Here is a 14,437-nt window from a genome sequence, read left to right as displayed (position 1 = left end):
TTTTTGACGAATTAGCCAATCTGTCGCCACAAGTTTCAATCCCTAATAGGGTTTTAGTTTGATTGCGGCGAAATTTGGGGGAGGGAGTCGGGGTGCGATCGGGTTTCAATCCCTAATAGGGTTTTAGTTTGATTGCGGCCCCGGATATCTCAGTCTTGACTACACCGGAAAACTGTTTCAATCCCTAATAGGGTTTTAGTTTGATTGCGGCTTGCGGCAATTGCCAACGGCAAAGGATTCAACCTGCTGCGGTTTCAATCCCTAATAGGGTTTTAGTTTGATTGCGGCCGCCGATGTCTGGGAGGCTTGAACTATAAGGTTTTCAAGGTTCATTTGCGTCTGAATAAAATCAATATACCATTTCACCGATCGCCCTGTCAAGGGGGCAAAATTCAAATAGACCTCAAACCCAGTCCCAGTAAAGTTTTCAGCATTTGCGTCTGACCACTTACAGGTACAAACCACCGCAAACCCAGTCCTAGTAAAGCTCTCAGCCATTAAAATTCACCCCCTCCCTTCAACACCCATAGCCAGACGCAAAATCAGACCATAAAGATCGTAGTATCCAGCGGGGCCCGGCCCCCAATCCGCTCAATCTTGCCCTGACAGCAAGCGCACAAAAAATGAAACAGAATACTATCCTCATCAGACTTAATCACCCGGCCCAGACGTTGACGCATCCGGGCATACTGAGTATCCGTCACATCGCAATGAAACACCGAATACTGCTTCCATTCCCCATAAGACTTGAGAATCTTGTGAATCTTAGTGCGACGGTTGTCCTCAGATATATCGTAGCAAACCAAAACAAACATAACTTGATTGTCTCCCTATTTCAAAAACAAAGGTGGATACTTATCAACTTCACCCATCAAATACTTAGCCATCAGCCGCCCTTGAATTTCAAAAGCTTCTTGATAGGTGCACAGCTTTCCCATAACTGGATGCTTGAACTTTGACTGTTTCTTTTGCTCGTAAAGTCGCAAAAAATTGTGCAACCCTTCTTTTGTCAAAGAAACCGCGCCACTCAAAGGTTCAGCAGTAAAATCACTAGGAGAAACTTTCTGCAAATTGATCGCTGCCAACACCACAGCATCAACTACCAAAGGTCTAAATTCTTCCATCAAGTCCAGCGCTAAAGAAGGACGCCCATAGCGCTCAAAATGCAAATATCCCAAATACGGATCGAACCCGATAATATTCACCGCACTTTGAACATCGTGTCGCAACAGAGAATATCCCAAACTCAACAGAGAATTTACCGGATCGGTAGGGGGACGGCGGCGGCGAACTTCAAAGCTAAATTCCGGCACCCGAATCAGCCGATTGAAACAGCCGAAATAAGTCGCACTACCCGCCCCCTCTAATCCTCGCAGCGAATTAATATTTGAAGTTTTATCAACCGATGCAATTACTTCTTTCAATTGTGCGATCGGTTTTTCAAAATCTGGTTGAGAATATTTGCGCTGACACTCTAACAATGTAGTCCGGTAATTCTTGAGCTTTCCCCGTACAAACCCCCTGACTAAATGCACCGCTTGTTCCGATTCACCAGCAGCTTTCCACTGAGCTTTTCGTACAAAGATATTCTTAGTCATTTGCGGTTCCAGCCTCCCTAAATAGCGTCCGTTTGCCGTCAAAAAGCTTAACGGTATGTGACGTTCCAACAATTCCCTAACAACAGCCGGAGAAACCGTAGCGCGTCCCAATACAACAACACCGTCAATTCTAATTAATGGCACGTCGATCAGAGTTTTTTTGTCGGCTTTAACGGTAAGGCGTTCGTCTAATTTGCCGATAAAAGCATCTTCTGGCGTAATGTAAACAGTTCCCATTGTGAATTTTCCTAATTGCAGGTTAACTTGCTTCTTGATAGCGGTTGACTTTGGTAGCAGCTTGGGGCATACATTGCGAAGAAAGACTGCATCCCGAACACCGAGCGGTGTAAACTGGTAACGGTATATTTCCCGATCGCCAAAGAGCAGCGACTTTTTCAATAGTTGCGATCGCCTCCCGTCTCAATTGCTCAGAAATCTCCACTAATTGCCGCTGGTGCGACTGCGCGTAATACACATATCCAGTCGCAATACTTTTCCCCGTCATCTCCTCCAAACACAGGGCTTGAGCGCAAACTTGCAACTCATCATTATCCCATTCCCCCTTGCGCCCCCGCTTGTACTCCACCGGATACAACTCACCATTCTCCGATTCAATCAAATCCGACTTACCAATCAGCCTGTAGCGCTCCGACTTCAGCCAAATGGCCCGCACCTGCCAAGTGTCATCGCGGTTGATCTCGCCCATAGTGTGAACGCGATCGTGCAAAGTCGTCCCTTCTATGGTATACTGGTTGTCCGCAAATTCTCCCGCGCAAGACATTCGCCAGCAGCGGTGGGGACAGTAGGAGTATTGGTTCAGAAGTGCGATCGAAATGTAGTCATCAGTATCATTCATAATCTTGATGGTTTGTAGAAGATTTGTAATTAGGAATTAGTGATCTGCTAGACTCCCGGCGATTGGAAATCGCGACTACACAAACGATGTCCGCCTCCGCGGACGAAGAGGGTATTCGGAGATCAGAAATCATCGGGTGGAATCTTCAACCCGCTTGGAGTGGGTTTTGTTTGTGTAGCCGCGGTTTCAACCGCCGGGTGGAATCGATGGGTTTTACGTTAAACTCCTATTAACAACAATCCGCCGTGTCATCCCCATACCCATCGGTGTTTTCCTCCCCAATCCGCAGTACAGCGCAAAATCAGCCAAAGCATTAATTTGTTTAATCGCCAACGGCTCCACATCCCCTAAAATGCGATAGCTAACCTCCCCAACAATCCCGACAAAACTGCTGTGATAGTTAGTCAATATTTCAGTTTTGATATTGACAAAACTAGAAAAAACTGCATCCAGCAATAGCGGCGAAAATTCAATACCACTGTACTTATTCCAGCGACTGAGGAGACTGTTAAACACACATTCTCTCGTCGGCAAAACTGAATCAAATTTGCCCTGACGAAAAGCCGCCGGAGTAGCAAAACTGAAAGCAATCAATCGATTGGTTTCCGATGCTTGCTGGTACAATTGAGAGTAATCGCAAGCATTCGCCCAAGGCTGGTCTACTTGAGGTGTTCCGAGAATCTTAGTAATCATCAAATCAGCCGGGCCAAGGTGCCACGGACGGGATGGATTGAGATTCAGCCAAAGGTGAGTTAATTTGCTGAATAAAGTGTCATCAAGCAGACTAATTCGCCACCAACAGAGGGTATGTTCTGGAATTGGTTCTGTGTGTTCCCATTGGAGGGAATGGTGTTTTTTGAAAGGGCATTTTTTAGTTTGTAAAGGGCTGAGAGTGAAGGATTTTTGGGCTGTGGCATCGTGGAGGCGATCGCCGAGTTCTTTGTCAACGGAGCTCACGAGGGTGAGGAAGAGGGCGTGCAGGTGTCTTCCCGTTAGGTATCCGGGGGATATTGGGGAGAGGGGGAGGAGGTTGAGGACTAGGCTGTGCGGCATGATTGTTAATGGTTGGTTGTGTTGATTGTTTAGATGATGAAAGGCTCATCATCGGGAAGCCGTAGCTGCTTGCTTTTCATTGCCATAGTTAAGATTCCTGCTAATCCGGGTAAAAATCTGTAATGGTCTTTTTCAGCATCGTCACAAGCAATGACGATCGGATATGACACAATTCCTTGATTTCGGAGTTGGAAAATAGCAGCAGCATTTTTGATTCCGCAAACTATTACTCCCGGTAGCAAGTGTTTTTCCAACACTTTCAGCAAAGGAGTTGGTGCGATCGCACTTCCCAGCCGCCGTTCTATTCTACAATTTGGAAAAGCCGTTAACTTGTTGAGTTCTTTGTTGACAAACTCTTGCCAACTGTCGCGATACCGCAACCTAAAATTCAATGTATAGGTCGCTTGAGCGCGTGCTGTTACCACCACAAATTCGCCATCTTCAGCAAATTCGTAATAACGTAAGAGATGGAGAGGGTCTAAAATTGTTTCTTCCGAATCATCCAGCAATAAGCCTTGAGGGTCGCGAATCGGGAGACTTTCAAACAAGCTGGAACGAAATTGAAACAGCGGTGCATAGCTAGCACTCCAAATCTCAGCAAAGTCTTTTAATTCTTTCCCAGCATCAGCATCTTCTTGAAACAACTTTTCAAATTGTTCTATGCTAGCCCTTTTTGCTTTTAGTTCCTCAACTTCAAACGGATAGTGAACCTCTAAAAACTTTTTGACAAAAGCTTGACCGCCTTTGATGTATTTCCACTGGCTTTTGAGAGTGAGTTTTTTCGCAGATACTTTGACAATATCTTCTGCCCCGCGCAGAGTTCGCATTCGGCGGCGGTAATAGTCCCAGTCGCGATTTCCTCCGAGTGTTTCTTTCAGAGTATTGAAAAGTTGCGGTATTAATTCGCTACCGGGTAAATTATCAAATTTTTCTTCGAGTTCTAACAGAGGACGGGCAATTTCTAGAAATGCTTCGGAACGCCAATAAACATCTAAAAAAGGTTTGTCGAGACACGGAATACTGTCTAGCATTTGTTTGAGTGCTGCGCGTCCTCCTGTACAATCTAGGGTGGATAAACCTTGCTCCCAAGCCTTATCTGGTAAATAGGCGATCGCCTCTGAATCAATGTTAGTTTCAGACTTACCTAATACCCGTCCAACTCGTCCCAATCGCTGCCAAAACGAGAAGCGATCGCGACTGGAAAAAATCAACCAATCCAAATTTTGCCGCGTCGGTGCAGGATTTCTTTCAAAGTTAAATCCGACATCTACAGTGCTTGTTGCTAAGATAATCGGGCACTGCATTGCTCGTTTCCTATCTGCAATGGGTGCAGGGCCAGTAATTCGACCGATGACATTACCAAGTCCTCTTTGTTTCAGCAAGTGGTATAGATCGTTGATGTTAACAAGAGCATCCAAAATTACAGCACCATTTTGATCGGGATTTTCTCGAAAACGGTTGACAACTTCCTCTGCTAATTCTAGTAAAAACTGGTCTCTTTCAGGTTGCAATCGCAATTCAAGATTAACTGCTGTTTGCGATGGTAAAAGATGAGAATTGTCTGTTTCTCCATTAATCCAGGCTATTTTGACACCCTTGAATTCTAAATTTTTCAGTGCTAACTCACAAGCTGGTTCTGGTGTTGCTGTCAACAAAACTACTCGCCGCCCGTATTCAAAAAAGCCGAAAACGTAAGAATAAGCTAGATAAAACAGCAAACTAACCAACTGTTTAGCGTCATATAGATGAAATTCATCAAAAATGACCGTACCAAACTTTTGGTAAAAAGCACTGGCGATGTTAGTGCGATCGTTCTTGTTGTACGCAAAGAAAGTCGCGTAGTAAAAAATATCAGGATTTGTCACCAAAATAATTGGTCTATTAGCCCCGACATCTGAAAAGATTGTAGCAGGATTCCGCAGCACATTGTACAGCTTCTCGCCCGGACGATTGCCAACTTTATCATTAGGCCATTCCCTAACTTCTCTAGCAGAAGCAGATTTCACAACGTGACGCAAACCTGCGGCCCGGACAAACTTTTCTAAAGCTTCCCGCTGTTGTTCTACTAAGGCATTAGTCGGCGCGACATAAACAGCACTTTGAGTGGGATTGTGCAGTAATACTGTACAACTAGCTTCTGTTTTTCCTGTGCCAGTTGGCGACCAATTGAGAGTAATATCGGCATTCCGAGACTGTTCAAATACATCAACTTGATGCTGAAGGGGATTTTTCATAAAAGCCAACTCAGGCGGCAGCGATGCACAAGCTGAAATACTTCGAGGTTCTAGCTTAATAAGTAATCTTTCATTAGCCATTTTGTCTGCCTCCGCAACAAAAATATAAATTGGCTGGAACAATCATTTCACCAATCTGCCAAGCTGCACCTCGAAAGGAAAGATTTTTCAGCAAAGGTGCTGGTGGCATCGAAATTAAATCGAATGACAAGAGTTCTAGATTAGGGGGCAAATCAGCTACACTTAAATAAGCTTGACTTTGATAATCGCCGCTCGGCAAAAGAGTTATTTCAAGTTCAGATAAAACATTCACTTTGACTTTACTCATGAATTTACCCACGCGAATATAATCGGGCAATTCGTAATTTCCAAACACCACAGTTTGAAACTTATTGCCCCGTTCAATCATCCGCAACCGCCCGGTTTGAGGAAAATTACTGGCTCTAAATGAACTCGGTTTTTTTCCTTGTCTTTGAATTGGTAAATCTTCACGGGCTGTAGCGACGCGGTTATTAGTCATCGCGTACCAATAAGCATCAGAAAGTGCGTTGAACCGCTCAAATCTGAATGTTACTCTGCCGTTGATTGGGGAAGCTGGCAATACATAACAAGCTTGTGCGATCGGTTCTAAATCTTCTTTGTAGGTTGGTCGTCCGGTTGCCTCACCTTGAAGGCGATAGGGGGAACGTACCCAGCCAAAAGCATAGGCAAGAGCATAGTTCCCGATCGCACCTTCAGTGTAATAGGTATCAGACAACTCCCTAGAGGCAAAAAAGACTGGTTCTGCACACCACAGTTCGACTATTTTTGCCTTTTGAAAAGGAAGTGTTGACATAGATTAACTCTCTGTTTCTACAGGTGTTTTTTTGCTTTTGGCTTTGCCTTTTTTCTCAGCAGGAGGCAGACGGAAAGGTTGGTAAGATTTATCCAATCTCTTCAGAAATTCATCGCGTTCTGTTTCAGACCAATGGTGGTCTACGTCGGCGATTAAACTATCTAGTTCATCCTGAGAAAGCTGCATCGAAACTCCACGCTTGTTAGTCCAAGTTGCAATGACTTGCTTGATTGCTGCACTCAAATCATCAGTGTCGAAAGGATGCTCTAAAGGCTTTGGCAAAATATCGTAAGTAGCTTGTACCAATTCTAGAGAACTAGGAAGTTCTGCTATGCTGCCAAAGACTCCTAATATCTGGTTTTCCATCCGTCCAACTCGGCTGGAAACAGCGCCGTAGCGACTTGTTAGCAGAATATTGCCGATCGCATAACGCAACTCGTCAGCCGTAACATCTTTGAGGGTGACGACATCAATAAAATGCACTCCTGGTTTGATATATTCACTGGTATTTAAAGCAGTTGATGGTTTGCCATTTTCGTCGCGCATTGTGCCGTTTTCAAAGATAGCATTGATTGTGCGATCGCCTACAGCCTGACCAGCAGTCAAAATACTAAAAGCATCTTCAGTCCAAACCCGGCTTTTTTGAGCGCCGCCGCCTCCAGCAGCAAAACCGTAAAAAAAACAATCCACGCACATTTCGCAAGGTGCATTTGTGTTTAGCGAACAAAGAGTGCCTTCTTTTGGACTTGTATAAAGAAGTTCGTGAGCTCTTAAAAACTCGCGCCCCCTGCGCCTTTCTGGTGCTACCTGTTTGCGCTTAGTCATCACCAAACGTTGCACGATTGTCTTTTTATCTTCTAAACCAGCAGGTACAAATTCGCTGCACATTGGTTCGCCAGAACCTTCTGTGCGAAAGATAGTTTCTGAATGGGTTGTCCTGAGAACAACTAAAGTGATAATTCGCCCCTTGGGAAAATTTTCGTAAGTGGGAGCAAGAACAGGACTTAGTTTGTTAATTGACATGGGAACCTCCTAATTAATTAAACAGATGTGGTGGTTTCAACAGAGTCATCAGAGTTATCTTCAGACTTTCTTTTGGGAAGCTGCTGATATGCTTCTTGCCAGAAAAACAAATATGCAGCTTCAAGTTTGTCTTTATCGGCGAGAAGTTTCTCTGGACGCGCTTGATAAACTTCCTCGTAAAGCTTTCGCAAAATGTCGTAATATTGCTTGATTTGTTCGCGCTTAGTTACACCGACAACGTGATCGCGAATGCGATCGAGGCGAGTGTGGTACTGCTGCACTAGAGAGGCAAACATAAACTCTAAATCCATGTAAGGCTTTTGGGAGCGCACTGCTGCTGTAAAATCAGTGAATGGTTCTGCTAAAGACGTGCGTTTGAAAGAACTTCCCTTGAGGTTAGCAGCCGCCGCAATTTGAGCTGCTTCTTTAAGGTATTTCGTTAAAAGCGTGTTTTCATTGGGCATAAGACTCTCCAGTAAACTATTCAATGGGTCGCGAATGCGACTCCAAATTACACTCAGATTGGGTTCGTCTTGTTCTCGTAAAGTCCAGCGCAGCAGTACATAATAAAGGTCAAGAGGTTGTGCTGCTGCACGGGCTAAATCGTATAAACAATCATCGGCTTTCTGAATGCTGGCAACTGCGATCGCTAGTTGGCCGATACAGCGCAGCCGCTTGAGAATTTCCTCGGCTTCTTGACGGCTGTATTGTCCGCTTCCTAGCAAAGTTTGGAGTGCAGCCGGAATTCCCTCTACTCGCCCGTAAATATCTGATGATATTTCTACTTCTAAGTTGCCGCTGAGGGTAAAGGGAAAGCCAAACTCTAAGGATAAGGATAATTCTAAAGCTAGTCGGAGTGACTTGAACAAGGCAACAGAAGCATTAACATTTGCCCAGAACACCGGAATAATGACTGTTGTATGGGTAAATTCAGGACGAGTAGGCACTGCTAAGCCAATCTTTTTATCTGATTTGAACTCTATTATGTTGTCCCGATATAGTTTGAGTTCATCAACATAAATAGGCTCATCTTCTGCACCTATTCTAGCTAAGCCAAGTAGATATTCTCGCCAGATTCTCAGAAGTTCAGGGCAAGAGCCTTTAGGCAATGATATGTGCAAGTAAAAAGGAGCGAGTTTCTTGTCTTTTGGACTAAAGACTCTCGGAAAATGTGAACCAACAGCCATTAGCTGATACGACAAACTTGCGATTAACTCAGCTTTCCGTGCAGGTTCTGCGCTGCTCCCACCAGGCAGGCGATTCGAGAAAACCTGGACTTTTGTGCCTGGGGGCATATTGGGAGCACTTAGCTTCTCTGTGTCACCACAAGTAGAGCCAAGAGAACAACGCTTCTCTGGATTAGCATCTATATAAGCATTCAGCTCATCAATACCATTAAAATGATTAGCAACAGGCAAGTTCAACATTCTGGCAACTGCTGCCACGATTTCTTCTGAAAGCTCAACTTCTTGTTCTTGTTGTTCACTTCTCCTTCTCATTTGGATAGATTCACGAAGCGCTTCTTTGATGCCCTCAAAACTATTTGCCATCGCCTTAGCAGCAAACAGTGGTCGTCCAAACTGTGAATCAAAAGGCTCAAGTGCAGCCCGTTGAGTGTCTGACAGACCAACATGGCGAGCAATAATATCCCAAACTTGATTGGGAGTTATCTCAGGTTTGACCTTGCGATAGCTTAGATAGGCAGCTTTTAATCCTTCGGAGATAGCAAATTCTTCTGCATTGGCGATCGGGAGTAAACCAACACCGGCAGCACTAGAAACTGCAACTGAACCTGCTTTCTCATCTCCCCATTTGGATATAGTTGTCTGAAACTTCTTGTCTAGCTTAAATCCAGCCTTTTTTTTCTCAAGGCAAGCTTCAACTACTGTCAGGACTGTTTCAGTATCATGCCCAATAGCTTGGTTAGAAATTTTAATGCCGTCCTTAAGTGGCTTAACAAGTTGTTCGATATTATTGCCAAAAACTAGGTCAATTTTTGCTTGCCAACAAGCGGCTATCTCTGTTGTTAAATCAACTGTTGGCAAAGTTTCTCCTTCAAACAGTTCTCCATCTGGAAAAATTGCTAAAGGAGTCAACCCGTATTTTTGCAAAACTTCTTCGCAAGCCCCCAGCAACAAAGCTGTGATGTAACCTCTGTCTTCAGATACGCGCACTCGAAAAAGTTTACTGGGGCGATCGAAGGCAACAGTTAATTCTTTTTGAACTTTCCGAAAACGTTCGGATTCTGCAATTCCTAAATCGAATAAATCCGCCCCTGTTAACATTGCGGCCCAGCGATCGATCGCTGGATCTTCGGGTAAAAATATGGCCGCATCGGTGCGGTTGTGCCCTGAGTGCCGTTCTATCAATTTTCTGGCTAGTTCAAAGTCATTTTCTGTGACAACAAAGCTGAGTACGCAAGCTTTTTCTAACTGTTCTTGCAAAAATTCCCGATTTCTAGCGAGAGTTTGTACATTGCGTTTTTGTCCTGATAAATCGAGTTTGTTGAGGTCGTGAACGGCCGTTGCTGCTAGCAGTACAGGTCGTTTGTCTTCGGGGACTCCCCCGATGCGACTGACTGTCAACATGAACTGACAGGCGGAGTCGAGATGTTCTGCAAGGGTTGTCCCTTCCCTGACGCCGTACTGGTGATGGGCTGCGTGACGTTTGTAAAGCTGGGGTCGAATTTCGCTGAAATACCGTTCTTCTAAGGTTTTGGGAGGACGGTTCAACAGTCGGCGCTGGTTTGACACGATCAATTCCTCATGTAAAATTTCTTGCTTGGGACAAGTTTTTGAGTTGCCAACAACTTCTGTAAGTGCAATGATTGTACTTTATGGGTTTGCAGGCAATTGCTGTTTACAATAAAATCAATATAGCACGTATTTTTATAAGTGCAAGTATATTTTGATAAATGCCACGAAAAAAAGAAGCACTCACCCTTTCAGTCCCGCCGGAAACCAAAGAACAGCTAGAGGCGATCGCCCTTCGCCTCGGTATCAAATGGGGCAAAAGTCCCAGCGTATCGGGGTTACTGGTGGCGATCGCCCAACACCGACTCGATGTAGGTGAACCATTCGCCCTCAATTCCAGCGAAGTCGCAGCCTTACAACAAGCCATCAGACTCCTGATCGACTCAGGCTATGTTGAGCAAGCCCGATCGGTCTCACAACTTCTGATCGGTCGAGGAAACCTCGCAGCCCCTCTGCGCCAGTCCCTCCTCCAACAAGCCATTCAACCCACCGCAGCGTGGCGCATTCAAGCCGAAGAATACATCAACGACGGACAACCCTTTCTGGTTCTGTACCGCAATCCCAAAGGAGAGGATTTGGCATATACAGCGCGCTATGCCGAGATTTCTTTTGAGGAAAAGCGGTTTTACCTAGAAATTTGGTGCGAAGAGACCGATGACATCAAAAATCCCGATTATCCCGAACTGATCCACAATCGCTGTCTGCGGTTCGATCGCATTCAGTCGATCGTCAAAACGGACGGAAAGTGGCGCAATGAAGGCTTGGATTATTTAAAAGTGTACTTACACTTTTATCGTGGCATGGTCAACGCCTACGATCCGAGGGCAAGAGATATCAGCGATCGAGTTGTGGGAGATATCCGCGAAGTTGTGCGGAATGTCTCTAATCCTTTTTGGCTGATACGGGAAGTATCGCGGTATTGGGAAGATTGCGTGATTGTCTCGCCCCAGAAATTGCGCGATCGCTTCCAACAAAAACTGATCGCCCTCTGCCGTCAGTACAACCTCGAAATCCGCGATTAGCCGTTCCCCGAAAAACGCACAGGGGCTCAAGAAACCGGGTTTTTTCTGAGATTAAGGGTTAAAATCCAGTATTTTGGTAAAAAACCCGGTTTCTGACAACCCCTGTGTCAGCCCAAAAAAAAGCAGCCCGTAACAGGCTGCACATCGAAAAAAACCGTTGCTTAGTTGGAGGATAAAACTTTAAATCGAATTCAAGTCGCCGTTATATCAAGTCTCAGGGACTCCGGCGGGGCGATCGACTGCCAATCAATTTCGCCATCTTTAGCTACCGCTGACTCACCTTACATTGCTGCTGAAAGTTCGTTCACCATTCTTACCCGGCCTCTGAGCACTGCCCGCAACAAGCGGTTGACACAGCCTCTATCTTCGTCATTCAGCGACTCGTCGAAGGTGGCGGCCATCAAACCGTAGCGATCGGCTAAAGTCAAAACACCTGTGTCGCTTACAGAAGCGATGATTTCAGAGATAGCGCCGGGGAGGAGTTGTAAAGGGTTCATGGCAGTGCGGTTGAATTCGATATGTACATCATCCGCTGGTTTCCTCAAAAGATCAGTGATATTAATGAGGTTCCGAACGTGATTATTGTGGGTGTACGTAAGTGATCCGAGTAGAGTCAAGGTGTGACTCGAATCACTGTGCGATCGACCTACACCTCAAAACTAACCTCTGCCGAATCCGCCTACAGCACGGGAATTTATAGATTTGGTATGATTTCTAAACCAGTTAAATCCTTATTCCGGTACTAAAAATGCTTGACTTTCTCAATCCCATTTTGGGCCGATCGCCCGATCGCATCAAAGCCCATGTTGAAATTTACACTTGGCAAACCTGCCCCTACTGCATCCGCGCCAAAACCTTGCTGTGGTGGAAAGGCGTAAATTACACGGAATACAAAATTGACGGCGACGAGGTGGCTAGAAATGCGATGGCCATACGCGCTAACGGAAAGCGCAGCCTGCCCCAAATCTTTATTAACAACCAACACGTCGGCGGCTGCGATGACATTCACAAACTTGATGGAAATGGAGAGTTAGATTCGCTGCTAGCCCAAGCAACAGTCTAAATTAGTTAGTTCGCGATCGCACGGATGGTCAGAAACCGGGTTTTTTCCGAAACACGCGTTGCAGCCCGCAGATTCGGTAAAAACCCGGTTTCTTTAGTCGCGCCGTGCGTCATTCCTAAAAATTACAAACCTTTGGCAAATTTACTTAGGTTATCTTGCCGCCATTTAGCATCGGCACGCCTATCTGTTTGCAATTCTAAGACCCGAATCCCATTATTTGGTAGAAAACTTAATTTTTCTTTTAACTGTTCCCAATCGTCAATTATCTCATGTTCCACGCCATAAGTTGCACACAACTGAGCAAAATTTATATGCTGCGGCGTGGCAAAAAACTCTTCAAATGGCGGGTCAAATTTGGCAACAGGCAACATTTCAAAAATTCCGCCGCCGTTGTTATTGATTAAAACAATTGTCAGATGACCGACAAATTTATTGGTAATTAAAAAACCGTTCGTGTCGTGCAAAAGTGCTAAATCACCTGTTAACAAAATACTGCTTTGATTCCGGTGTCCAACTCCCAAAGCTGTTGACAATGTGCCATCTATGCCGTTAGCGCCGCGATTGACAAAAGGTTTGATTTCTAAGTTGTTCGGTTTCCAGAAAAACTCGACATCTCGGACGGGCATACTGTTAGAAATAAATATCGGTGTTCCTGCTGGTAATATTTGCGAAAGCAGCCAGGAAACTTTGGGTTCGATGATGTTATTAATTGTTGATAGTTTTTGGTCTATTGTTTGTCTGACTTGGGTTTCGGTGTTGCGCCAAAGTTGGAGGTATTCGTTTGTGGCTGAGGTAAGAACCCCCCCTAGCCCCCCCTTGCTAAGGGGGGGGACAAGAGTTAAACCCGCCTTGTTAAGGGGGGGGACAAGAGTTAATTTAGTTGCGAGATTTTCTACGGAGGTTCGCAGGTGAATTGTTTTGCCGTGTAAGGGATCGAAATTGTGGTGACTGGGGTCGATTATATAGCGTTTTGGTTGGGTTTTGTCTAACCAGTTTCGGAGTTCTTTGCTTGTGGGTAAGTCTCCGATTTGAATGGCAATTTCTGGGGTTAATTTATCTGCTAGTTCGCGGTTTCGTAGGATTAAATCGTAGGTGGAAATTAGATGGGGGTTGAGTTGGGCGTAGTTTCTGAGTGGGGAGAGTCCTTCTGCTAAGACTGGCCAGTTTAAGAATTTTGACATTTGGCCGATCGCACTGCAATACTTTTCGGGAAATTGAGGTTGTGCAACTCCAGCTATAATTATCCCTCTGCTGCACTTCTGCCATTGTTCTATTGCACTTCCTACTCCCCCCCTTAGCAAGGGGGGGCTGGGGGGGGTAGAGGTTTCTCCTATAATAATCGGTTCTAATCCTGCAAAGAAATCTTCTGAATCAAATTCTGTTTCTAAAGCTTCTACAGAAATATCTGAAATAGGTATAAGTGGATCTCGAAAGGGAATGTTGAGGTGGACAGGGCCTGGTGTCGGAAATTGCGATCGATCCCAAGCATACATTAGAGTCTGTCGCAAATAGCCTAACATTGCTATTTCCGCAGAAGGTATGGCTAATTCGACTTGCCAGTTGAGATAATTGCCATACATTTTTACTTGGTCAATCGCTTGTCCAGCATGACAATCCCGGAGTTCTGGAGGTCGATCGGCTGTGAATATTAGTAACGGAATTCGACTTTCTCTGGCTTCTATGATAGCAGGATAAAAGTTAGCTGCGGCGGTTCCAGATGTACAAATCAGTGCGGTTGGTAAACCAGATTTTTTGGCGATTCCTAATGCAAAAAAGCTGGCTGAACGTTCGTCTAGTATGGGAATAGTTTCGATTTGGTTATTCTGGGCAAAGGCTATTGTTAATGGTGCCGATCGCGAACCGGGACAAATTACCGCTGTTGTTAGTCCCAGTCGCTGCAATGTCTCGGCTATTATCGAAGCCCAGAGGGTGTTTGTGTTCCGAAAGTCAAGCATTTTGTTGTTTTGGCGATCGATGATATTTTTATGAGATATAGCGGT

General features: G+C 45.0%; 12 protein-coding genes and 1 CRISPR repeat array (1 of these 13 only partly in view). Of the genes, 2 read left to right on the top strand and 10 right to left on the bottom strand.

What is annotated here, in order from left to right:
* Window positions 1-288: a CRISPR direct-repeat array (repeat unit 37 nt; unit sequence GTTTCAATCCCTAATAGGGTTTTAGTTTGATTGCGGC) (it extends 2,008 nt beyond the left edge of the window).
* Window positions 289-542: 254 nt separating this feature from the next.
* The 8 genes from cas2 to QUB68_RS13555 all read right to left on the bottom strand — a co-directional run bounded on the left by cas2 (window position 543) and on the right by QUB68_RS13555 (window position 10,352).
* Window positions 543-815, bottom strand: a complete 273-nt coding sequence (gene cas2, locus QUB68_RS13590) for a CRISPR-associated endonuclease Cas2 (RefSeq protein ID WP_265239885.1) — start codon at window positions 813-815, stop codon at window positions 543-545.
* A gap of 15 nt (window positions 816-830) precedes the next feature.
* On the bottom strand, window positions 831-1,835 hold the full coding sequence (cas1d, locus tag QUB68_RS13585; RefSeq protein WP_332993119.1) for a type I-D CRISPR-associated endonuclease Cas1d: 1,005 nt from the start codon (window positions 1,833-1,835) through the stop codon (window positions 831-833).
* Between the two features lie 22 nt (window positions 1,836-1,857).
* Window positions 1,858-2,454: a CRISPR-associated protein Cas4 gene (cas4, locus tag QUB68_RS13580; RefSeq protein WP_332993116.1), complete on the bottom strand. Its 597-nt coding sequence runs from the start codon at window positions 2,452-2,454 to the stop codon at window positions 1,858-1,860.
* Between the two features lie 213 nt (window positions 2,455-2,667).
* Window positions 2,668-3,507: a CRISPR-associated endoribonuclease Cas6 gene (gene cas6, locus QUB68_RS13575; protein ID WP_332993113.1), complete on the bottom strand. Its 840-nt coding sequence runs from the start codon at window positions 3,505-3,507 to the stop codon at window positions 2,668-2,670.
* Between the two features lie 29 nt (window positions 3,508-3,536).
* A complete protein-coding gene (gene cas3, locus QUB68_RS13570) occupies window positions 3,537-5,822 on the bottom strand; it encodes a type I-D CRISPR-associated helicase Cas3' (RefSeq protein ID WP_332993111.1) in 2,286 nt (761 codons plus the stop codon).
* Entirely contained in the window at window positions 5,815-6,576 is a 762-nt protein-coding gene (gene cas5d / locus QUB68_RS13565) for a type I-D CRISPR-associated protein Cas5/Csc1 (RefSeq protein ID WP_332993109.1), read from the bottom strand. Before cas5d ends, cas3 begins: the two co-directional genes overlap by 8 nt.
* A 3-nt stretch (window positions 6,577-6,579) precedes the next feature.
* Entirely contained in the window at window positions 6,580-7,599 is a 1,020-nt protein-coding gene (gene cas7d, locus QUB68_RS13560; protein WP_332993108.1) for a type I-D CRISPR-associated protein Cas7/Csc2, read from the bottom strand.
* Window positions 7,600-7,616: 17 nt separating this feature from the next.
* Window positions 7,617-10,352: a CRISPR-associated protein Csc3 gene (locus QUB68_RS13555; RefSeq protein WP_332993106.1), complete on the bottom strand. Its 2,736-nt coding sequence runs from the start codon at window positions 10,350-10,352 to the stop codon at window positions 7,617-7,619.
* Window positions 10,353-10,513: 161 nt separating this feature from the next.
* Between QUB68_RS13555 and QUB68_RS13550 the strand changes: the two genes are divergently transcribed.
* Window positions 10,514-11,374 (top strand): helix-turn-helix transcriptional regulator, encoded by an 861-nt coding sequence (locus QUB68_RS13550; protein WP_332993104.1) that lies wholly within the window; start codon window positions 10,514-10,516, stop codon window positions 11,372-11,374.
* A gap of 281 nt (window positions 11,375-11,655) precedes the next feature.
* Here QUB68_RS13550 and QUB68_RS13545 read toward each other — a convergent pair whose 3' ends face one another.
* A complete protein-coding gene (locus QUB68_RS13545) occupies window positions 11,656-11,871 on the bottom strand; it encodes a hypothetical protein (protein WP_332993101.1) in 216 nt (71 codons plus the stop codon).
* A gap of 251 nt (window positions 11,872-12,122) precedes the next feature.
* Between QUB68_RS13545 and grxC the strand changes: the two genes are divergently transcribed.
* Window positions 12,123-12,437, top strand: coding sequence for a glutaredoxin 3 (grxC, locus tag QUB68_RS13540; RefSeq protein ID WP_332993098.1), 315 nt, complete (start codon window positions 12,123-12,125; stop codon window positions 12,435-12,437).
* Between the two features lie 122 nt (window positions 12,438-12,559).
* On the opposite strand, the gene menD is transcribed toward grxC, so the two are convergent.
* Entirely contained in the window at window positions 12,560-14,392 is a 1,833-nt protein-coding gene (gene menD, locus QUB68_RS13535) for a 2-succinyl-5-enolpyruvyl-6-hydroxy-3-cyclohexene-1-carboxylic-acid synthase (protein ID WP_332993096.1), read from the bottom strand.
* Between the last annotated feature and the right edge of the window lie 45 nt (window positions 14,393-14,437).

The organism is Microcoleus sp. A006_D1, from assembly GCF_036702805.1.
Taxonomy (GTDB): Bacteria; Cyanobacteriota; Cyanobacteriia; order Cyanobacteriales; family Microcoleaceae; genus Microcoleus.
Note: the sequence above shows the minus strand (reverse complement) of the source record. Positions and strands in the feature narration are given on the sequence as shown.